This is a genomic window from Pseudomonas rhodesiae, from assembly GCF_007858255.1.
Lineage (GTDB): Bacteria > Pseudomonadota > Gammaproteobacteria > Pseudomonadales > Pseudomonadaceae > Aquipseudomonas > Aquipseudomonas rhodesiae.
In genome coordinates this window covers 236535-256735 of record NZ_VFEU01000003.1, presented here as the reverse complement: position 1 = coordinate 256735, position 20201 = coordinate 236535, and the positions used below count along the sequence as shown (strand labels likewise).

Genomic DNA, 20201 nt, shown 5'->3' with positions numbered 1-20201 from the left:
CTCTCCGGCCCTTATTCAATCTAGCGGCTTTCTTGCGGTTCCACCGGTGCATCACCCGCACCGTCCACACGGTGCAAGGCCACCTGGCGGATCGACAGGCGAATCTCGGCCGGTAACACGCGCTTGGCCGCGCCTTCGGCCAGTTCACCGAGCAGGTCGTGGTAGCTCAATTTGCCGGCCTCATCGCGGCGCAGCACATCTTGCTCCAGCAACGTCTGAATAAAATGTCGGAAAAGACTCTTATCGAAGAACTCCGGGGCATTGAGCCCGTGCAGGATCGACAGGCGCTGGGCCATGATCGTGCACAGGTCTTCCAGCTCTTCGGCGCTGATGCTGTTCTGGCCGCTGTTGAGCAACAGCGAGATCGCCATATAGAAGCGTTGCAGGGTCTGGGCGATGCTCTTGGACAGCAGCGTCAGCAACACAAAGTGTCGCGAGCTGGGGGCCGGGCGCAGGTACACATCTTTCTCGAAGCGCAACAGGCCCTGTTCGACGAACGCCTCCAGCCACTGGTCGATCACGTTGTCCAGATCGTCCAGGGACCAGCGGATAAACAGTTCCGATTGCAAGTACGGGTACAGCGCGTGGGTATAGCGCAGGATCTGTTCGCGGCTCATGCGTGAGCTGCTCTGGAAGAAGCTCGCCAGCAGCGCCGGCAGGGCGAAGATGTGAAGTACGTTGTTGCGGTAGTAGGTCATCAGAACGGCGTTCTGTTCGTCCAGGTACAAAATCTTGCCCAGGGCGTCGCTCTGTTCCGACAGCAGCTTCATATCTTTGACGTGCTGAATCAACGCCATGCCATCGCCTTCCGGCACCGTGGTATGGGGCGAGTACGGCACGCGACGCAATAGCGTCAGGTACAAGTCCAACTGACGGGCCATGGCCTGTTCATCCAGGGCCAGGCGCGTGGTGGACAGCAGTGCCAGGGCCACCAGATTCACCGGGTTCACGGCGGCGGCTTCGTTCAAGTGGCGAGCCACTTGTTCGCCCAGGCGATGGGTGGTTTCGTTGAGCCACGCCGGCTTGTAGTTCGGGCCCAGGTCCTGGGCGCGCCAGTCCGGTTGCTCGGCGTCGAGGAATTCCGCCAGCTTGATCGGCTCGCCGAAGTTCACCGCGACCTGGCCGAAGCGCTGCTTGAGGGCGCCGACCACTTTGAAAATATCGAAGATCGACTCTTTCTTCTTGCTCGCCCCGCGCAGTTCGCCGAGGTAGGTGCGGCCTTCCAGCACGCGCTCATAACCGATGTACACCGGCACGAACACGATCGGCATACGCGAAGAGCGCAGGAAACTGCGCAAGGTGATCGCCAGCATCCCGGTCTTGGGCTGCAGCATGCGCCCGGTGCGCGAGCGTCCGCCTTCGACGAAATACTCCACCGGGAAGCCCTTGGTGAACAGCGTATGCAAGTACTCGTTGAACACAGCGGTGTACAGCGGGTTGCCCTTGAAGGTGCGGCGCATGAAAAATGCACCGCCACGGCGCAGCAGGCTACCGATTACTGGCATGTTCAGGTTGATACCGGCGGCGATATGCGGCGGCGTCAGACCGTTCTTGAACAGTAGGTAGGACAACAGCAGGTAGTCGATATGGCTTCTGTGGCACGGGACGTAGATCACCTCGTAACCCTGGGCAACCTGTTGCACACCTTCGATGTTATTGACCTTGATGCCGTCGTAGATCTTGTTCCAGAACCAGCTCAGCACCACTTCCAAGAAGCGGATCGCGGTGTAGGTGTAGTCCGAGGCGATTTCGTTGCCGTAGCGCAGGGCCTGGGCCTTGGCTTTTTCCGGGCTGATTTTTTCGCGTTCGGCTTCGTCGGCGATGGCCTGGCGCACCAGCGGCATGTTGACCAGGCCCTTCACCAAGTTGCGGCGGTGGGACAGGTCGGGGCCGATCACCGCAGTCTTCAGGTTACGAAAGTGCACACGCAGGATGCGCTGGGCCATGCGCACTGTGCGTTCGTGGCCTTTATTGTGCTCGATCAATTCACGCAGGTTGATAGGCGCGGAGAATTGCACGCGAGTCTTGCGCCCCAGGATCAGGATGCTCAACAGCCGGCGCAGACGCCCGGTGACCGCCCAACTGTCGGCGAACAGCAGCTTCCAAGGGCTGGACTCGCTCTCGGGGGATTGGCCCCAGAACACGCTGACCGGAATGATTTGTGCATTCTCTTCGGCGTGCTCGCTGAGGGTGTTGACCAGGCGGGTCAGGGTTGGCGGCGCACCGCGCTTGTCCTGGCGGCCGAGCCAGTCCGGTTCCGGCGTGAGATAGAAGAACGCCGCCGGCTCCATCAGCGGGCCTACCGACACCGGCAACACCGGGCGCGGCAGGCCGGCCTTGGTGCACTCGGCGTCGACCACGGCCAGCTCGGTGAGGGAGGGTGATTGCAGGACGTAGAACACCGGCCGGCTGCGGTCCAGGTTGAGGGTTAGGGACGACTGGTTGATCGTCTCCGAGCGAACCCAGAGGTACAACAGTCGGCGCAAGGTGCCGAACACCAGACGGCGGAACGGGGAGCGGGTCATAGGCGAGCTGCTTCAAGTGGGAAAAAACCGAGCAGGCGCTCGGGCGGGTAGTGTGCCGTATTCGCCGAAAATCGGCAAAAAAGCAGCGATGTAAACTTGAGTTGAACGCTTTTGAGCCTGCCATATACTCGGCAGTTCAACGCGTACCGGCTCAATAATAAAAACCGAAGTGGGAGTAAACAGATGGCAACGCGCGAAACCGGCAATGTGAAGTGGTTCAACGATGCAAAGGGTTATGGCTTCATTCAGCGTGAGGACGGCAAGGATGTGTTCGTGCACTACCGCGCCATCCGCGGTGAAGGCCACCGCTCCCTGGCCGAGGGCCAGCAGGTGGAATACGCCGTGGTGAGCGGCGAGAAGGGCTTGCAGGCCGAGGATGTGGTCGGCCTATAGGCTGAGTGGCAGGTTTAAGCGGCAAGCTACAAGCTGCAAGCTACAAGCTACAAGCTACAAGCTACAAGCTACAAGCGCTTTGGCTTGCAGCTTGCAGCTTGCCGCTTGCAGCTGCTTTTCAACCCGTCCTCCAAGTAATCTGCTCTTCGCCGTCTGCGCTGATGCGAATCCAGATGTCGGCACTTTCTTCACCTTCTTCCTCGACCCACGTGCCCGGCGCGCAGCGCACTTCCACGTTCAGCGCGGCAAATGCGGCGCGGGCGCAGGCGATGTCGTCGTCCCATGGGGTCTGGTCGCTTTCCAGGTACAGGCTGTTCCACTTGCCAACGGCCTTGGGCAGCCAGGTGACAGGCACGTTGCCGGCCTTGCACTTGTAGGTCTGGCCTTTCTGGACCCAGTCGCTGCATGGCCCCAGGGCCGCGCCCAGCCAGGCGGCGATGGCTTTGTGGTCGACGTCGGCGTCCTTCAGGTAAATCTCGATATCGGGTTGGCGCATGGATGTTCCTCGTTGCGGGATTCGAAAATCCATTCGCGAAAATAAAGTCGGTTATTGAAGCACGAAATAATCGTAGCGCATCGACACCGTGACCTTCAGCGGCTCGGCCGCCTCGATCACTTCGGCGCGGCGCTCGGCACTGGCCCGCCAGCCATGGGGCGTCATGGCCAGCAGGTTGGCGCGGTCCTTGGGATCGGCCAGGCTCAGTGTGAATTCCAGGATCTCGCTGTGCGCCAGGCTCATGCCCGACGGCACCAGGGCCAGGTGCTTGTCGTCGGTGTATTCGCGCACTTCGTCGTACAGACGTTCACGCAGCTCCATCAGGTGACCACTGGTAGGGCCGACCTTCATCAAGCCGCCGCCAGGGCTGAGCAGGCGCTTGGCTTCCTGCCAGTCCAGCGGGCTGAATACGCTCGCCAGGAACTGGCAACTGGTGTCGGCCAACGGCACGCGGGCCATGCTGGCGATCAACCAGGTCAGCGCCGGGTTGCGCTTGCACGCACGTTTGACCGCTTCCTTGGAGATATCCAGCGCGTAGCCGTCGGCATGGGGCAGGGCCTCGGCGATTTGCGCGGTGTAGTAGCCCTCGCCACAGCCGATGTCCACCCAGCGCTGCGGCGCACGTTCTGCGGCCAGTTCGGCCAGGCGTTTGGCTACCGGGGCGTAGTGCCCGGCGTTGAGGAAGTCGCGACGCGCCTCGACCATGGCCAGGTTGTCACCCGGGTCACGGCTGTTCTTGTGCTGTACCGGCAACAGGTTCAGGTAACCCTGGCGTGCCCGGTCGAAACGGTGCCCGGCCGGGCACGCCACGCCATTGTCCACCGCGTTGAGCGGGGCACTGCAAAGGGGGCAGGCGAGCATCAGGCGAGCAACTTGATCAGGGTCTGATAATAGATTTCGGTCAGCACATCGAGGTCGCTGGCCAGGATGCGCTCATTGACCTGGTGGATGGTCGCGTTGACCGGCCCCAGCTCGACCACTTGGGTGCCGAGGGTCGCAATGAAGCGGCCATCGGAAGTGCCGCCGCTGGTGGACGCCTGGGTCTCGCGACCGGTGACCGCCTTGATGCTGGCCGATACGGCATCGAGCAGGGCACCCGGTTCGGTCAGGAACGGCAGGCCGGACAGCGCCCAGTCCACGTGCCAGTCCAGGCCGTGCTTATCGAGAATCTGCGCAACGCGTTGCTGCAGACCCTCCACGGTGGACTCGGTGGAGAAACGGAAATTGAACACCGCCGTCAGCTCGCCGGGAATCACGTTGGTGGCGCCGGTGCCGGAGTTGAGGTTGGAAATCTGGAAACTGGTGGGCGGGAAAAACGCGTTGCCGTCGTCCCAATGCTCGGCGGCCAGTTCGGCCAGGGCCGGCGCGGCCAGGTGGATCGGGTTCTTCGCCAGGTGCGGATAGGCGACGTGGCCTTGCACGCCGCGCACGGTCAGGGTCGCGCCGAGGGAGCCGCGCCGGCCGTTCTTGACCACATCGCCGACCAGCGTGGTGCTCGACGGCTCGCCGACGATGCACCAGTCCAGGCGCTCCTTGCGCGCTGCCAGGCGTTCGATCACGGCTTTAGTACCGTGGTGTGCCGGGCCTTCTTCATCGCTGGTGATCAGGAAAGCCACCGAGCCCTTGTGGTCCGGGTAGTCGGCGACGAAGCGCTCGGACGCTACCAACATCGCCGCCAGGCTGCCTTTCATGTCGGCTGCGCCACGCCCGCAGAGCATGCCGTTTTCGTCGATCAAGGCGTCGAACGGGTCGTTCTGCCAGGCCTGCACCGGGCCGGTCGGGACCACGTCGGTATGGCCGGCGAAGCACAGCACCGGGCCTTCATGCTTACCGTGGGTGGCCCAGAAATTGTCCACGTCTTCGATGCGCATCGGCTCAAGTTTGAAGCCGGCGTCGCCCAGGCGCTGCATCATCAGCTTCTGGCAATCGGCGTCGATCGGCGTCACCGAGGGGCGGCGGATCAGGTCGATGGCAAGTTGAAGGGTGGGCGAAAGGTCGGCATGGGCCGTCATGGGAAAACTCCGGAAAGCATGTTTGGAAGAGCAGGGCGGGCAGACAAAACGGCCGTTATCTTATAGCAAAACGGCGGCCAGAGGCCGCCGTTTAGTGCATTGCGCAAGTTTTTACGCGGCCGGAGCGGGCTGTGGCGCCGGCGCCGGTTTCGGCAGCGACGACAAGAACGCCATGATCAGCGCCGCCACGTACGGCAGGGACTGCACCAGCAACATCACCACCCAGAAGCGCATGTCATTGCTCGGCAGGCCCTGCACCAGGTAGATCCCCAGCGCGGCGCCCCACAACAACAGCATGATGAACATTTCTTCGCGGGCTTCGGAAATCGCGACCCAGAAGCCGTGGTTATCCGCGTTTTTCGGTGTACGAAAGAACGGAATGCTGGTGGTGAAGAAACCATACAGCACCGCCTTGGCGATGGTGTGGGACAACGCCAGCCCGGCCAGGGCCGCGCAGAACGCGTCCTTGAGGTTCACGCCCACCGCACGGCGGTACAGGAAAATGATCTTGCCCACCTTGAACACGAACAGCGCCAACGGCGGAATAGCAAAAATCAGCAACGGTGGGTCGACCCGGGTCGGTACGATGATCATCGCCGCCGACCACAACAGCGCGCCGACCGTAAAGAAGATGTTCATGCCGTCCGCCACCCAAGGCAACCAGCCCGCCAGGAAGTGATAGCGCTGGCCACGGGTCAGTTCGGTGTCCTTGCCGCGCAGCAGGCTGGCGGTGTGACGCTTGATGATCTGAATCGCGCCGTAGGCCCAGCGGAAGCGCTGCTTCTTGAAGTCGATAAAGGTATCCGGCATCAGACCTTTGCCGTAGCTGTCGTGGTAATACGCCGCCGACAGACCTTTCTCGAATACCCGTAGGCCCAGTTCGGCGTCTTCACAGATGCACCAGTCGGCCCAGCCCAGTTCTTCGAGCACCGAGCGGCGGGTCATGGTCATGGTGCCGTGCTGGATAATCGCGTCGCGGTCGTTGCGGGTCACCATGCCGATATGGAAGAAGCCTTTGTATTCCGCATAGCAGAGCTTCTTGAAGGTGCTTTCGTTCTGATCGCGATAATCCTGCGGCGACTGCACCACGGCGATTTTCGGGTCGGCGAAGTGCGGCACCATGTGCTTGAGCCAGTTGGGCGAGACGCAGTAGTCCGAGTCGATCACGGCGATCACTTCGGCGTCTTTGGCGGTGTGCGGAATCAGGTAGTTCAACGCACCGCCCTTGAAACCGGCCAGGGGCGCGACGTGGAAGAACTTGAAACGCGGCCCGAGGGTGGCGCAATAGTCGCGCACCGGTTCCCACACGGCCGGGTCCTTGGTGTTGTTGTCGATGATCAGAACTTCGTAGTCCGGGTAATCGAGCGCGGCCAGGGCGTCGAGGGTCTGTTTGACCATCTCCGGCGGCTCGTTGTAGCACGGCACATGGATCGATACTTTTGGGCGGTAGTCCGAATCGCCGACTACCGGCAGGAATTCACGCCGACGCTTGTGGGTCCATACCGCTTCGGCCAGTTCGTGGGCTTCGGTCAACAACACGATGAACACGCCAAGGGCGCCGAGCGCCAGCAAAAAGCCGACGGTCAGGCTGAACCAGGTGCTGTATTGCTGGCTGTAGTCGTAGCCGATCCATACCAGCACCGAACCGCATAGGAACGCAATAAAGGTCAGGAACGTGCGGCCGCGCTGGCGCAGGGCCGAGCCGTCGATCATCAGCAGGGTCAGGGACAGCAGCGCCAGCACCACCGAACCGATGGCCAGCACGCGCCATTGCGGAATCGCCACCACCGGCCCTTCGAAGTTGAATTTCTGCTGGCGCGCGGCGTTGAACACGCCCCAATACGCACCGACCGAGCCTTCGTCGCTGGCCTTCCACGGCTGATCGAACGCCTCGATCACAAAGTAGTTGTAGCCTTGGCGGTTGAGCTTGTTCACCAGCGTGCGCAGGTAAATGGCCTGGTCGGCCGGGGACGCGTCAGCCCCACCGCGCATGCGCCCGTTGCTTGGCCAGCCGACTTCCGACAGCAGCAGCGGCTTTTTCGGGAAGGTCTTCTTCAGATCCTTGGCGCGGTCGAGTACGAATTGGCCGGCCTTATCCACCGGAATATGTTCCCAATACGGCAGGATGTGCGCGGCGATCAGGTCGACGTGCTTGGCCAGTTGTGGATTGTGTTCCCAGATGTGCCATTGCTCGGAGGTGGTTACCGGTACTTTGACGGCGGCGCGCACGCGGTCCAGCAGCACGATCAGCGCCTCGGGCGTGATTTCCTCGCGGAACAACGCTTCGTTGCCCACCACCACGCGCACGACGCTGCGCGAGTTGTTGGCGATCTCGATGGCGCGCTGGATTTCGCGTTCGTTACGCTCCAGATCCGGGCTGATCCAGATCCCCAGGGTCACCCGCAGGCCGAATTCTTCCGCCAGTTTGGGGATATCCCCCAGGGTGCCGTCGACCGAGTAGGTGCGGATGTTGTCCGTCAGCTTGCTCATGATCGCCAAGTCTTGACGCATCTGTTCGTCGGTGGGGTATTGGTCTTTCTGCGGGTACTGGCCTTGTTGGAACGGCGAGTAGGAAAAACCGGAGATTTGTTCAGGCCAGTTGGGGGCTGAGACCGGGCGGTTGATCAGCGCCCAGAAACCGGTGAACAGCGCGGCAATTGCCAGCACCACCACCAGGTTGAGTCCAAATTTACGCGATGCCATGGTTATGCGGGTTCCAAAGGGTGTGGAACGAAATGAGGTGCCGGGCTGCGCCGAACGGCGCGCATCCTACACCGGCCTTTCCCTGACCGTACAGCAAGCCGAGAAAAACCGGACATTGGGCAGCGAAAGTACATCTAAGTTCTTAACTTGTAGCTTGTAGCTTAAAACTTGTCGCTGCGTAGCCCTATAATGCGCGCCGGTTTTTGGGGTAATGGTCATGAGTACAGAAGATCCGCGGTTTGCAGGCGTTGCCCGTTTGTATGGCATTGAGGGCCTGGAACGCTTGAAAGCGGCCCATGTGGCGATCGTCGGCGTGGGCGGCGTGGGCTCGTGGGCGGCCGAAGCCATGGCCCGCTGCGGGGTGGGCGAAATTTCGCTGTTTGACCTGGACGACGTCTGCGTCAGCAACAGCAATCGCCAGTTGCACGCCTTGGACAGCACCGTGGGCAAGCCCAAGGTCGAGGTCATGGCCGAACGCCTGCGCGGCATCAACCCGGACTGCACCGTGCATGCGGTGGCGGACTTCGTCACCCGCGACACCATGGCCGAGTACATCACGCCCAACATCGATTGCGTGATCGACTGCATTGACGCCGTCAACGCCAAGGCCGCGCTGATTGCCTGGTGCAAGCGTCGCAAGATCCAGATCATCACCACTGGCGGCGCCGGCGGGCAGATCGACCCGACGCTGATCCAAGTCTGCGACTTGAACCGCACCTTCAACGACCCGCTGGCCTCCAAAGTCCGGTCCACGCTGCGCCGCGATTATGGGTTCTCCCGCACCGTGACTCGCCATTACAGCGTGCCGTGCGTGTTTTCCACCGAGCAACTGCGCTATCCCAAACCAGACGGCAGCATCTGTTTGCAGAAGAGTTTTGTCGGCGATGGCGTGAAGCTGGACTGCGCCGGAGGATTTGGCGCGGTGATGATGGTCACGGCCACCTTCGGCATGGTGGCCGCGACCAAAGCGGTGGACAAAATTGTGGCGGGAGTGCGCAGGCCCTCGGAGCGGGTCAAACCCACCTGAATCTCACGGCCTTGCACAAATCAAAATGTGGGAGGGGCAAGTCCAATCGTCGCACCGGCCCTCCCACATTTAGTTCTGTGTCTGGCTTAGTGTTCGCATGCGCTGCAGGACTGCATTCAAGCCATTGCTGCGCGACGGCGACAGTTGGCGGGAAAGCCCGAGTTGATTGAACCACTCCGGCAAATCGACCGCTTGCAACTCGGCCGCCGACAACCCGTTGACTCGCGCCAGCAGCAGTGCCACCAACCCACGAATCATTCGTGCATCGCTGCTGGCGGCAAACTGCCAATGACCGTTCTCCAAACGGCCAACCAACCACACCAGGCTTTCACAGCCCTGCACCAGATTGGCGTCGACCTTATCTTCATCGGCCAAGGCCGGCAACCTCTCGCCCCACTGCATCAGCATGCGCGCGCGTTGCTCCCAGCTGCCGACGGCTTGAAACGCTTCGAGCGCCTCTACGGCATCAACGGGCAGAGTCATCGCAGCATATCCAGCGCTTGGTCCAGGGCCTCGAAAAAGCGCTCCAGATCGTCGGAATCGTTGTACAGCGCCAGGGACACACGGATCGCCCCCGACAAATGCATCGCCTTGAGTAGCGGCATTGCACAGTGATGGCCGGCGCGTACGGCAATTCCTTGCTCGGTGAGCAAGTGCGCGAGGTCGGCGTTATGGATGCCGTCGACCACAAAGCTGACCAGCGCAACCTGCGGCGAACCCAGCACGCGCACGCCGTTGCGGGCCTTCAAGCCGCGCAGCAGGTAATCATGCAGAGCGGCTTCGTGTGCGAGAACCGCCTGTGGGTCCAGTGAACTGAGGTAGTCCAGGGTCGCGCCCAGGCCGATCACTCCCGCGATCGGCGGCGTTCCCGCTTCGAAACCCAGGGGCGCTGGGCGGAAGCTGGCGCTGTGATAGTCCGCGTGCTGCACCATCTCGCCGCCCAATTGCCAGTGGCGCAAGTGGGGCAGGGCGTCGTTGCGGCCAAACAACACGCCAACCCCGTCGGGGCCGTACAGTTTGTGGCTGGAGAATGCATAGAAATCACAGCCCAGGGCCTGCACATCATGCCGACCATGGACGATGCCCTGGGCTCCATCCACCACGGTCAGGGCGCCATGGGGCCGGGCCATCGCCAGCAAGGTTTCCAGCGGTTGCCAGGCCCCCAGCACATTGGATAACTGGCTCACTGCCAGCAGGCGCGTGCGGGGGCCGATCAGTCCGACGGCGGCTTCAACATCGATCACGCCGTCGGCATTGAGCGGCAATACCACCAACTCCAAGCCGCGACGTTTGGCCAGTTGCTGCCACGGCAGCAGATTGGCGTGGTGTTCCAAGGCGCTGATGACGATCTCATCGCCCGTTGTGAATAAGTGCTCAAGGCCATAGGCCAAGAGGTTCAGCGCAGACGTCGCGCCATGGGTAAACACTATTTGCCCGCTATCACCTGCGTTCAACCACTGTGCAACCTTGCTGCGGCTGTCTTCGAAAGCCTGGGTCGCATGGGCGCCGGGCAAGTGTTGGGCGCGGTGCACATTGGCTGCGCCATTGGCGTAGTAATGGCTGATCGCATCCAGCAGCGCCTGGGGTTTTTGAGTGGTGGCGGCGTTGTCCAGATAGGTCTGGTCCTGCCGTTGCAGGGTGGCGATGGCCGGAAAGTCGGCGCGCCAGGGGGAGGGCACAAGCATGATGATCAAGACTCGTATAAGCGGGCCGCACCGCGAAGGCGCGGCCCGCTAGTGGCATCGAGTGGCTGCTTAGTTGTGAGCGTGCAGCGCTTCGTTCAGTTCGATGGCCGATTTGTGGGTTTTGCACTCCACGGCACCGGTCTCGGAGTTGCGACGGAACAGCAGGTCCGGTTGGCCGGCCAGCTCGCGCGCCTTGACCACTTTGACCAGTTGGTTCTGCTCATCGAGCAGCGCGACTTTGGTCCCGGCGGTCACGTACAGGCCCGACTCCACGGTGTTGCGGTCGCCCAATGGGATACCGATACCGGCGTTGGCGCCGATCAGGCAGCCTTCGCCGACCTTGATCACAATGTTGCCGCCGCCCGACAGGGTGCCCATGGTGGAGCAACCGCCGCCCAGGTCCGAGCCCTTGCCGACGAATACGCCGGCCGATACGCGGCCTTCGATCATGCCCGGGCCTTCGGTGCCGGCGTTGAAGTTGACGAAGCCTTCGTGCATCACGGTGGTGCCTTCGCCCACGTAGGCGCCCAGGCGCAGGCGCGCAGCGTCAGCGATACGCACACCGGCCGGCACCACGTAGTCGGTCATTTTCGGGAACTTGTCCACCGAGAACACTTCCAGCAGCTCGCCACGCAGGCGCGCTTCCAGTTGGCGCTCGGCCAACTCGCTGATGTCGATCGCGCCCTGGCTGGTCCAGGCCACGTTCGGCAGTTGCGGGAACACGCCGGCCAGGCTCAGGCCGTGGGGCTTGACCAGGCGATGGGACAGCAGGTGCAACTTGAGGTAGGCCTCAGGCGTGGAGGTCAGTGCGGCGTCTTCGGCCAGCAGGGTGGCGACCAGCGGCGTATGGCTTTCGGCCAGACGGCTGAGCAGCGCGGCCTGGGTCGCGTCGACGCCCTTGAGTGCGTCCGCCAGTTGCAGGGCCTGGGTGACGGTGAAGGTGATGGCTTGGTTGCCTTCGCTGTAACCGAGGATCGGTGCGATGGCCGCGACGATTTCAGCCGAAGGGTTGAGCAAGGGGTGTGCGTAGAACACTTCCAGCCAAGCGCCTTGGCGGTTCTGAGTGCCGACGCCGAAGCCCAGGCTGAACAGGGAATGGGACATGCTGTTACCTCTACAAAAATAAAAGGGCTGGCCTACTTGAGGGCCGCCGAATAAATGTCTGGCTTGAAGCCAATCAGGGTTCTGTCTCCGAGATCCAGCACCGGGCGCTTGATCATCGAGGGTTGCGCGAGCATCAATTCAATGGCTTTCGACTGATCGAGATCGGCTTTGCGTTCGTCTTCGAGTTTGCGAAAGGTGGTGCCCGCGCGGTTCAACACCACTTGCCAACCGTGCTCGTTGCACCATTGGGTCAAGTGTTCACGGTCGATACCGGCCGTTTTGTAGTCATGGAACTCATAATTCACGGCGTGCTCATCGAGCCAGGTACGTGCCTTTTTCATGGTGTCGCAGGCTTTGATACCGAAAAGGTGCAACGTTTTGCTTGAAGCGGTCAAGGAATTGCCCCCCTCTGATCCGATGGAGTGTGCTGATGAAAGTCAAAGGTCTGGGATTATGCCACGCCCAGCGCATTTGGGTGCCGCTCGTCAGCACCGTGCGACTTTTGTGCAAAAGCCATCGCGCAGCATAGGCGGCTAATATGGCACTTCAACGGCGAGTTGTTGCCTGATGTGTGTCGTTGCGAGTCGATTGTCCTGGAACCCCGCCTTATGCAAACCGCCTACACCGTTCTTATCCTGCTGATGCTGGTCAGTGCCTCGCGCCTGGTCGGGCGTGTTATCCCCCTACCGTTGCCCTTGGTGCAGATTGCCGCCGGCGCTTTGCTGGCCTGGCCCACGTTGGGGCTGCATGTGGCCCTGGACCCGGAGTTGTTTCTGTTTCTGTTCCTGCCGCCACTGCTGTTTTCCGATGGTTGGCGCATGCCCAAACGTGAATTGTGGCGCCTGCGCGGGCCGATCCTGACGCTGGCAGTGGGGCTGGTGCTGTTTACCGTGGTCGGCGCCGGTTACTTCATCCACTGGATATTGCCTACGATCCCGCTGCCGGTGGCCTTCGCCCTGGCGGCCGTGTTGTCGCCGACGGACGCCGTGGCGGTGTCGGCCATTTCCCAGAATCGGTTACCGACCCAGCTGATGCACATGCTGCAGGGGGAGGCCTTGATGAATGACGCGTCGGGCCTGGTGACCTTCAAGTTCGCCCTGGCAGCGGCATTGACCGGGATTTTTTCCCTGGCGGATGCCAGCCTGACCTTCGTGCTGGTCGCCCTTGGTGGCCTGGCGGTGGGCGTCGCCTTGAGCTGGGTGGTCGGCCGGTTGCGGGCCTGGATGATTGCGCGGGGCTGGGACGATCCGGCGACCCACGTGGTGTTTATGTTGCTGTTGCCCTTCGCAGCCTATGTGCTGGCCGAACGCCTGGGGGCGTCAGGGATTTTGTCGGCGGTAGCGGCAGGGATGATGCAAAGCTGGCTCGACCTGCTGCCGCGCCAGACCAGCACGCGCCTACTCAACCGCAGCGTGTGGTCGTTGCTGGAATTTGCCTTCAATGGCCTGATTTTCCTGCTGTTGGGCCTTCAATTACCGGACATCATCAAGGCCGTGGTGAGCCATGAGTCGACGCTGTGGCCGACCTTGCTGTATCGCTGCCTGGATGTGATCGCGATCTTTCTGGTGCTGGTGGCCTTGCGCTATATCTGGGTGCAGAGCATCTGGCGTCTGTCGGGCATGTTGCGGCGCTTGCGTGGGAAAAGTGAGCTGACGCTGATGCCGGATGCCCGGTCCTGTTGGCTGTTGACCGTCGGCGGTGTCCGCGGTGCCGTGACCTTGGCCGGTGTGATGTCGGTGCCGCTGCTGCTGGCGCCAGGCAAGGCTTTCCCCGAGCGCGACCTGCTGATCTTCATTGCCGCCGGCGTGATCCTGCTGTCGCTGATCGCTGCCTGTATTGCGTTGCCGCTTTTATTGCGCGGGATCGAAAAAAGCCCCGACGAAAAACGCCACAAGGAAGTGCGCGAAGCCTGGAAAAAGACGGCCGTGGCCGCGATTCATGCCCTGGAGGCCGAGGAACAGCCCGGGACCGAGAGCCACGACGCCGCCCAAGCCGCATTGGCCACCGAGCTTAAAGCGCGCTTGATGTCGGAATATCGCCATCAGTTGGAGGTCTTCAACGATTCGGCCGAAGCCCAGGCGCTGGCGCAACAGATGGACTTGCTGGAGCGAAAATTACGCCTCAAGGCTTTGCGCGCCCAGCGGCTGGAGCTATACAGCTTGAGCCGTCATCACCAGATTGGTGATGACGTGTTGAGAGAGGTGCTGGCGGAGCTGGACATGAGTGAGGCGAACCTGGGGCCCGTGAAGTAAGCGCTTGGAAGACTGAACATTGGGTGCCCGAAGGATTGCCATCCCTCGGGCTCTCGCTGCGTCTGGCTTAACGCCGGCGCTGAATGAAATCGCGAATTCGCTCCGCTGCCTCCACACACTCAGCCAGCGGCGCAACCAGCGCCAGGCGCACTCGACCGGCCCCGGGGTTGACCCCGTCCACGTCCCGCGACAGGTACGAGCCCGGCACCACCGTCACATGTTCTTCCACGAACAGGTCGCGGCAGAACGCGGCGTCGTCACCCTGCACATTCGGCCATAGGTAGAACCCGCCGTCCGGCGCCTGCACGTCCAGTACCGGCTTGAGAATGGCTAACACGGTCTCGAACTTCTCGCGGTACAGATCACGGTTGGCCAGCACATGGGCCTCGTCCTGCCAGGCCGCGATACTGGCGAGCTGGGTTTGCACCGGCATTGCGCAGCCATGATAGGTGCGATACAGCAGGAAACCTTTGAGGATATCGGCGTCACCGGCCACGAAGCCGGAGCGCAGCCCTGGCAGGTTGGAGCGCTTGGACAGACTGTGGAACACCACGCAACGCTTGAAGTCCTGGCGACCCAGTTCCACACAAGCACTGAGCAGGCCTGGCGGCGGGGTTTGCTCGTCGAAATACAGCTCGCTGTAGCACTCGTCGGCAGCGATCACGAAATCATATTCGTCGGCCAGGGCGATGAGTTTTTTCAGGGTCTGGACCGGAATCAGCGCGCCGGTCGGGTTGCCCGGTGAGCACAGAAACAGGATCTGGCAGCGTTTCCAGATATCCGGCGAAACCGCGTCGAAATCCGGGTTGAAGCCATTGCTGTCCAGGCACGGCAGGTAGTGCGGCTTGGCCCCGGCGAGGAACGCGGCGCCTTCATAGATCTGGTAGAACGGGTTCGGGCTCACCACCAGTGCGTCGTCACTGCGATTGACCACGGTTTGGGTAAAGGCAAACAAGGCTTCCCGGGTGCCGTTGACCGGCAAAATAGTGCGCGCCGGATCGAGCCACCCCTTCGGCACATTGAAGCGCCGCTCGCACCAGGCGCCGATGGCCTCGCGCAAGGCGGGAATGCCCAGGGTGGTCGGATACACCGCCATCTGGTCGAGGTTATTAGCCAGGGCGTCGGCCACGAACTGCGGGGATTTGTGCTTGGGCTCACCAATGGACAGCGCAATCGGGCGTTTCGCCGGGTTCGGTGTCACGCTGCCCAGCAGGGCGCGCAACTTTTCGAACGGGTAGGGTTGGAGCTGGTTCAGGGCGTTGTTCATCGGTGTATCTCGTGCAAGGCGTTAAAAACGGCGAAGGGGCGGTGGGCCGCCCCTGGTATCAAATCGTCAGGCGCGTCAGTTCAACGCCCGGCTCCTGGGGCACGCTCAACTGTTGGACGATGGCTTCCTGCAAGCGTCGGCACAGCTCGGGGTCGGACAACGGTTGGTTGTCGGCATCGGTAATAAAGAACACGTCTTCCACGCGTTCGCCCAGGGTCGCAATCTTGGCGTTTTGCAACGACAGGTCGAACTCCAGGAAAATCCCGCCGATGCGCGCCAATAGGCCCGGACGGTCCGGCGCGCTCAGTTCCAGCACGGTGACTGGGCGCTGGGCATCGTTGGAGATGGTGACCTGGGGTGCGAAGGCGAAGTGCTTGAGCTGGCGCGGGACCCGACGCTGGATGATGGTGGGGTAATCGTCGGGGTTGCGCAGGGCTTCGGTAAGGCCTTCGCGGATTTTCTTTACCCGCGCCGGATTGTCGCCGATCGAGTCGCCATCGGTGTCGAGCACGATGTAGGTGTCGAGGGTGAACTGGCTGCTGGAAGTGATCACCCGTGCGTCGTGGATGTTCAGGTTGAGCTGGTCCATGGCGGCCACGGTCACGGCGAAGAAGTCGTGCTGGTCCGGTGCATAGATGAAAATCTGCGTGCCGCCCTCGAACTCGCGCTGAGTGGTTTCCTTGATCAACACCAGCGGGCCGCCATCGGCAGGCTGCTGCAAAATGGCGTCGGTGTGCCAGGCGACATCGCCGGCGGTGTGGCGCAGGAAGTAATCGTCTCCCAACTGCGACCACAGTTGCTCGACATCGTCCGGGTCGTTGCCGCCGCGTACGAGGATATCCAGGGCCGCACTTTGGGTGCGGCGGATCTGCTCTTCGCGGTCCACTGGGTTTTCCAGGCCACGGCGCAGGGCGCGCTTGGTCTCGGTGTACAGCTGACGCAGCAGGCTGGCGCGCCATGAATTCCACAGAGTGGGGTTGGTGGCGTTGATATCGGAGACGGTGAGCACGTATAGGTAGTCGAGGCGGGTTTCATCGCCGACCACCTGGGCGAAATCATGGATCACCTGCGGATCGGACAAGTCCTTGCGCTGGGCAGTGGTCGACATCACCAGGTGGTTCTGCACCAGCCAGACAATCAGGCGGCTGTCCCACAACGGCAATTGGTGACGCTGGCAAAAAGCCTCGGCATCGACGGCGCCGATTTCCGAGTGATCGCCATGCCGGCCCTTGCCGATGTCGTGGTACAGCCCGGCCAGGTAGATCAGCTCGGGCTTGGGCAGTTTGGCCATCAACTTACTGGCTAGCGGGAATTTTTCCGATACCTGGGTGTACTGCAACTTACGCAGATGTTTGATCAGGTTCAGGGTGTGCGCATCGACGGTATAGATATGAAACAGGTCGTGCTGCATTTGCCCGACGATAAAACCGAACTCCGGTAAATAGCGCCCGAGGATGCCGTAACGGTTCATGCGGCGCAGGTTGCGGTGGATGCCGATCTTGCATTTGAACAGCTCGATGAACAGGCTGGTGTTGCGGATATCGTTGCGGAAGTCTTCGTCGATCAGGTAGCGGTTTTCCCGCAGCAGGCGAATGGTGTCGGCGCGCACGCCTTTGATTTCCGGCTGCTGGGCCATCAGCACGAAGATTTCCAGCATCGCGAATGGCGTGCGACGGAACACGTTGTCGCTGCGTGCTTCGATATAACCGTCGTGCAACTGGAAGCGCGCATTGATCGGTTGCGGCGGCGCTTCGTCTTCGGGGGCCAGGATCACCTCTTCGAAGTGCTGAATGATCAGATCGCTCAACTGCGCAATGCTCATGACCACGCGGTAGTACTGCTGCATGAAGCTTTCAATACTGGTCTTGGCGTCTTCGCCTTCAAACCCCAGCAGCGAGGCGATGGAGCGCTGATGGTCGAACAGCAAACGATCTTCGGCGCGCCCGGCAAGCATGTGCAGGGCGTAGCGCACTTTCCACAGGAACTCCTGGGAGGAGGCCAGCAGCGCATTCTCGCTTTCCACCAGGAAACCTTCGCCGGCCAGGGCGCGCAGGTTCAGGGTGCCGTATTCGCGACGGGCCACCCACAGAATGGTCTGGATGTCCCGCAGCCCTCCGGGTGAACCCTTGACGTTGGGTTCCAGGTTGTACTCGGTGTCGTTGTACTTGTGATGCCGGGCTTTCTGCTCGGCGCGCTTGGCCAGGAAGAAATCCTTGCTCGGCCACATGTGCGCCGTGCTGGTGACGTCGAGCATGCGCTGGCGCAGGCGCTCGGGGCCGGCGATGGTGCGGCTTTCCATGAGGTTGGTGATCACGGTGAGGTCGGCACGGGCCTCTTCGGCGCATTCGTCCACCGACCGTACGCTCTGGCCGACTTCCAGGCCGATGTCCCACAACAGTGTGAGAAAACGCTCGATGGAATCGCGAAAGATCTCATGGTCGGCGCTGTCCAGCAGGATCAGCAGGTCGATGTCTGAGTACGGGTGCAATTCGCCGCGACCGTAGCCGCCGACCGCCACCAGGGCGATGTCGGCGTCAGTGCTCCAGGTGAACTGTTCCCAGGCCTTTTGCAGGATGTTATCGACGAACCAGGCGCGGTCCTCGATCAGCCGGCGGATATCCCGGCCCTTGCGAAAGCGCTCATCGAGCACCTCGCGGGCCTGGCGAATGGCTTTTTTGAACGCGGCGATAGGGCTCGACTTCAGTGCCAGCTCGGCCTGGAACTGGCCACGGTCGAAGAGTTCGGGATCCACCTGGGGCATCGATCGGCTTTCCTTTCTATCTATGAGTCAGTCACAACACCGTTTGGGAAAACCAACGCAGCCTTGAATTACGCCGACACGCGCGGGATGGTGTCGTCCGAGCGCAGGGTGAAGATCTCGTAGCCGGTTTCGGTGACCAGTAGTGTGTGTTCCCACTGGGCCGAGAGCTTGCGGTCTTTGGTAATAGCGGTCCAGCCGTCGCCCAGCACCTTGGTGTCGGCCTTGCCCTGGTTGATCATCGGCTCGATGGTGAAGGTCATGCCGGCCTTGAGTTCCATGCCGGTGCCAGCGCGGCCGTAGTGCAGGATCTGCGGTTCTTCGTGGAACACCTTGCCGATGCCGTGGCCACAGAACTCGCGAACCACCGAAAAGCCGTTCTTTTCAGCATGCTTCTGGATCACTTCGCCGATGTCGCCCAGGCGGCAGCCAGGTTTGACGATCTCGATAGCCTTGTACATGCATTCCTGGGTGACCTGGGACAGGCGCTCGGCCCAGACCGGCACGGTGCCGACGTGGAACATGCGGCTGGTATCGCCGTGATAGCCATCCTTGATCACGGTGACGTCGATGTTCAGCGTGTCGCCGTCCTTGAGCGGCTTGTCGCCTGGGATGCCGTGGCAGACCACATGGTTGATCGATGTGCAGATCGACTTGGGAAAGCCTTTGTAGTTGAGCGGGGCAGGGATAGCCTTTTGCACATTGACGATGTAGTCATGGCAGATTCGGTCGAGTTCTTCGGTGGTGACGCCGGGCTTGACGTGTTCGGCAATCATTTCCAGCACATCGGCCGCCAGTTTGCCGGCAACGCGCATGCCGGCGATGTCTTCGGCGGTTTTCAAAGTAACGGTCATACAGGCTCTCTCTAGCGCGAGGCGCTGAAATCAAAACGGTTTACGGGTGTGCGACAAAAGGTTACAGAATTCGCACAAGCCCTGAAAAACGCGATTCTAACAGACGATGCTCTCAAGTCATGAGGGTCTGACGATCGCTTCTCTCTATAGGGTGGGGGTATCCGGACTCAATTCAAAGGGTTGCGCGAGTGGCCTTCAAGGCAGTTGTGATTGCAGGTTTCGTTTTCGCCCTTCGTGTGGTATAAAATGCGCCGCTTTCCGGGGATACCCCGAAAAGCTTAAATCCACACACGTGTCGACACGATGACCTGGGTGCCGGAGGCCTTGATGCCGCTGGTTGGTCATTGGGATACGTGGAGGCCAAACCCGACTTATTAAGGAACTATCATGTCCCAAGTCAACATGCGCGATATGCTGAAGGCCGGTGTGCACTTCGGTCACCAGACCCGTTACTGGAACCCGAAAATGGGTAAATACATTTTCGGCGCGCGTAACAAGATCCACATCATCAACCTTGAAAAAACCCTGCCAATGTTCAACGAAGCGCTGACTTTCGTAGAGCGTCTGGCCCAGGGCAAAAACAAGATTCTGTTCGTCGGTACCAAGCGTTCCGCTGGCAAGATCGTTGCTGAAGAAGCAGCACGTTGCGGTTCGCCGTACGTCGATCACCGCTGGTTGGGCGGCATGCTGACCAACTTCAAAACCATCCGTGCTTCCATCAAGCGTCTGCGTGACCTTGAAGTACAAGCCGAAGACGGTACTTTCGCCAAGCTGACCAAGAAAGAAGCGCTGATGCGCTCCCGTGACCTGGAAAAGCTCGATCGTTCCCTGGGTGGTATCAAGGACATGGGCGGTCTGCCTGACGCACTGTTCGTTATCGACGTTGATCACGAGCGCATCGCGATCACCGAAGCCAACAAGCTGGGCATCCCTGTTATCGGCGTAGTCGATACCAACAGCAGCCCGGAAGGCGTTGACTACATCATCCCAGGCAACGATGACGCAATCCGCGCTATCCAGCTGTACATGGGTTCGATGGCTGACGCTGTAATCCGTGGTCGCAACCACGTTGCTGGTGGTACCGAGCAATTCGTTGAAGAAGCTCCGGTAGCTGCCGCTGAGTAA

At 61.2% G+C, this 20201-nt stretch carries 16 protein-coding genes; 4 read left to right on the top strand and 12 right to left on the bottom strand.

Annotated elements, in window-relative coordinates; translation table 11 throughout:
- Positions 1-20: 20 nt before the first annotated feature.
- Positions 21-2525, bottom strand: coding sequence for a glycerol-3-phosphate 1-O-acyltransferase PlsB (plsB, locus tag FIV35_RS05895; RefSeq protein WP_034137232.1), 2505 nt, complete (start codon positions 2523-2525; stop codon positions 21-23).
- Positions 2526-2708: 183 nt separating this feature from the next.
- On the opposite strand from plsB, the gene FIV35_RS05890 reads away from it, so the two are divergent.
- Positions 2709-2918 (top strand): cold-shock protein, encoded by a 210-nt coding sequence (locus FIV35_RS05890; RefSeq protein WP_024073812.1) that lies wholly within the window; start codon positions 2709-2711, stop codon positions 2916-2918.
- Positions 2919-3036: 118 nt separating this feature from the next.
- On the opposite strand, the gene FIV35_RS05885 is transcribed toward FIV35_RS05890, so the two are convergent.
- The 4 genes from FIV35_RS05885 to FIV35_RS05870 form a co-directional block, all read right to left on the bottom strand.
- The gene (locus FIV35_RS05885) at positions 3037-3414 is read right to left on the bottom strand and encodes a hypothetical protein (protein ID WP_034096226.1); all 378 of its coding nucleotides are present in this window, start codon (positions 3412-3414) and stop codon (positions 3037-3039) included.
- Positions 3415-3465: 51 nt separating this feature from the next.
- The gene (locus tag FIV35_RS05880) at positions 3466-4275 is read right to left on the bottom strand and encodes a putative RNA methyltransferase (protein ID WP_034137233.1); all 810 of its coding nucleotides are present in this window, start codon (positions 4273-4275) and stop codon (positions 3466-3468) included.
- A complete protein-coding gene (dapE, locus tag FIV35_RS05875) occupies positions 4275-5426 on the bottom strand; it encodes a succinyl-diaminopimelate desuccinylase (protein ID WP_034137234.1) in 1152 nt (383 codons plus the stop codon). The genes FIV35_RS05880 and dapE overlap by 1 nt, the downstream gene beginning before the upstream one ends.
- 111 nt (positions 5427-5537) lie before the next feature.
- Positions 5538-8129: a glycosyltransferase gene (locus tag FIV35_RS05870; RefSeq protein WP_034096229.1), complete on the bottom strand. Its 2592-nt coding sequence runs from the start codon at positions 8127-8129 to the stop codon at positions 5538-5540.
- A 217-nt stretch (positions 8130-8346) separates the two neighbouring features.
- On the opposite strand from FIV35_RS05870, the gene tcdA reads away from it, so the two are divergent.
- A complete protein-coding gene (gene tcdA / locus FIV35_RS05865) occupies positions 8347-9156 on the top strand; it encodes a tRNA cyclic N6-threonylcarbamoyladenosine(37) synthase TcdA (protein WP_052198936.1) in 810 nt (269 codons plus the stop codon).
- 69 nt (positions 9157-9225) lie between these two features.
- Here the strand turns inward: tcdA and FIV35_RS05860 are convergent, their stop codons facing one another.
- From FIV35_RS05860 to FIV35_RS05845, 4 genes are all read right to left on the bottom strand, one after another.
- Complete coding sequence (locus FIV35_RS05860) at positions 9226-9639, bottom strand: SufE family protein (RefSeq protein ID WP_034137235.1); 414 nt, start codon at positions 9637-9639, stop codon at positions 9226-9228.
- A complete protein-coding gene (locus FIV35_RS05855) occupies positions 9636-10841 on the bottom strand; it encodes an aminotransferase class V-fold PLP-dependent enzyme (protein WP_034137236.1) in 1206 nt (401 codons plus the stop codon). The genes FIV35_RS05860 and FIV35_RS05855 overlap by 4 nt, the downstream gene beginning before the upstream one ends.
- A gap of 69 nt (positions 10842-10910) precedes the next feature.
- A complete protein-coding gene (gene dapD / locus FIV35_RS05850; RefSeq protein WP_034096233.1) occupies positions 10911-11945 on the bottom strand; it encodes a 2,3,4,5-tetrahydropyridine-2,6-dicarboxylate N-succinyltransferase in 1035 nt (344 codons plus the stop codon).
- Between the two features lie 32 nt (positions 11946-11977).
- Entirely contained in the window at positions 11978-12286 is a 309-nt protein-coding gene (locus FIV35_RS05845; protein ID WP_231980866.1) for an arsenate reductase, read from the bottom strand.
- Between the two features lie 267 nt (positions 12287-12553).
- Between FIV35_RS05845 and FIV35_RS05840 the strand changes: the two genes are divergently transcribed.
- The gene (locus FIV35_RS05840; protein ID WP_034137237.1) at positions 12554-14197 is read left to right on the top strand and encodes a Na+/H+ antiporter; all 1644 of its coding nucleotides are present in this window, start codon (positions 12554-12556) and stop codon (positions 14195-14197) included.
- A gap of 67 nt (positions 14198-14264) precedes the next feature.
- Here FIV35_RS05840 and dapC read toward each other — a convergent pair whose 3' ends face one another.
- The 3 genes from dapC to map all read right to left on the bottom strand — a co-directional run bounded on the left by dapC (position 14265) and on the right by map (position 19076).
- Positions 14265-15464 (bottom strand): succinyldiaminopimelate transaminase, encoded by a 1200-nt coding sequence (dapC, locus tag FIV35_RS05835; protein WP_034137238.1) that lies wholly within the window; start codon positions 15462-15464, stop codon positions 14265-14267.
- A 58-nt stretch (positions 15465-15522) separates the two neighbouring features.
- Entirely contained in the window at positions 15523-18225 is a 2703-nt protein-coding gene (locus FIV35_RS05830) for a [protein-PII] uridylyltransferase (protein ID WP_034096237.1), read from the bottom strand.
- A 68-nt stretch (positions 18226-18293) separates the two neighbouring features.
- Complete coding sequence (map, locus tag FIV35_RS05825) at positions 18294-19076, bottom strand: type I methionyl aminopeptidase (protein ID WP_034096238.1); 783 nt, start codon at positions 19074-19076, stop codon at positions 18294-18296.
- A 387-nt stretch (positions 19077-19463) separates the two neighbouring features.
- Here map and rpsB point away from each other — a divergent pair, with 387 nt between their 5' ends.
- The gene (gene rpsB, locus FIV35_RS05820; RefSeq protein WP_003189158.1) at positions 19464-20201 is read left to right on the top strand and encodes a 30S ribosomal protein S2; all 738 of its coding nucleotides are present in this window, start codon (positions 19464-19466) and stop codon (positions 20199-20201) included.

Excerpts from the sequence above, each read along its gene's own strand:
- plsB (WP_034137232.1), bottom strand. The coding sequence starts at position 2,525 with ATGACCCGCTCCCCGTTCCGCCGTCTGGTGTTCGGCACCTTGCGCCGA.
- FIV35_RS05890 (WP_024073812.1), top strand. The coding sequence starts at position 2,709 with ATGGCAACGCGCGAAACCGGCAATGTGAAGTGGTTCAACGATGCAAAG.
- FIV35_RS05885 (WP_034096226.1), bottom strand. The coding sequence starts at position 3,414 with ATGCGCCAACCCGATATCGAGATTTACCTGAAGGACGCCGACGTCGAC.
- FIV35_RS05880 (WP_034137233.1), bottom strand. The coding sequence starts at position 4,275 with ATGCTCGCCTGCCCCCTTTGCAGTGCCCCGCTCAACGCGGTGGACAAT.
- dapE (WP_034137234.1), bottom strand. The coding sequence starts at position 5,426 with ATGACGGCCCATGCCGACCTTTCGCCCACCCTTCAACTTGCCATCGAC.
- FIV35_RS05870 (WP_034096229.1), bottom strand. The coding sequence starts at position 8,129 with ATGGCATCGCGTAAATTTGGACTCAACCTGGTGGTGGTGCTGGCAATT.
- tcdA (WP_052198936.1), top strand. The coding sequence starts at position 8,347 with ATGAGTACAGAAGATCCGCGGTTTGCAGGCGTTGCCCGTTTGTATGGC.
- FIV35_RS05860 (WP_034137235.1), bottom strand. The coding sequence starts at position 9,639 with ATGACTCTGCCCGTTGATGCCGTAGAGGCGCTCGAAGCGTTTCAAGCC.
- FIV35_RS05855 (WP_034137236.1), bottom strand. The coding sequence starts at position 10,841 with ATGCTTGTGCCCTCCCCCTGGCGCGCCGACTTTCCGGCCATCGCCACC.
- dapD (WP_034096233.1), bottom strand. The coding sequence starts at position 11,945 with ATGTCCCATTCCCTGTTCAGCCTGGGCTTCGGCGTCGGCACTCAGAAC.
- FIV35_RS05845 (WP_231980866.1), bottom strand. The coding sequence starts at position 12,286 with ATGAAAAAGGCACGTACCTGGCTCGATGAGCACGCCGTGAATTATGAG.
- FIV35_RS05840 (WP_034137237.1), top strand. The coding sequence starts at position 12,554 with ATGCAAACCGCCTACACCGTTCTTATCCTGCTGATGCTGGTCAGTGCC.
- dapC (WP_034137238.1), bottom strand. The coding sequence starts at position 15,464 with ATGAACAACGCCCTGAACCAGCTCCAACCCTACCCGTTCGAAAAGTTG.
- FIV35_RS05830 (WP_034096237.1), bottom strand. The coding sequence starts at position 18,225 with ATGCCCCAGGTGGATCCCGAACTCTTCGACCGTGGCCAGTTCCAGGCC.
- map (WP_034096238.1), bottom strand. The coding sequence starts at position 19,076 with ATGACCGTTACTTTGAAAACCGCCGAAGACATCGCCGGCATGCGCGTT.
- rpsB (WP_003189158.1), top strand. The coding sequence starts at position 19,464 with ATGTCCCAAGTCAACATGCGCGATATGCTGAAGGCCGGTGTGCACTTC.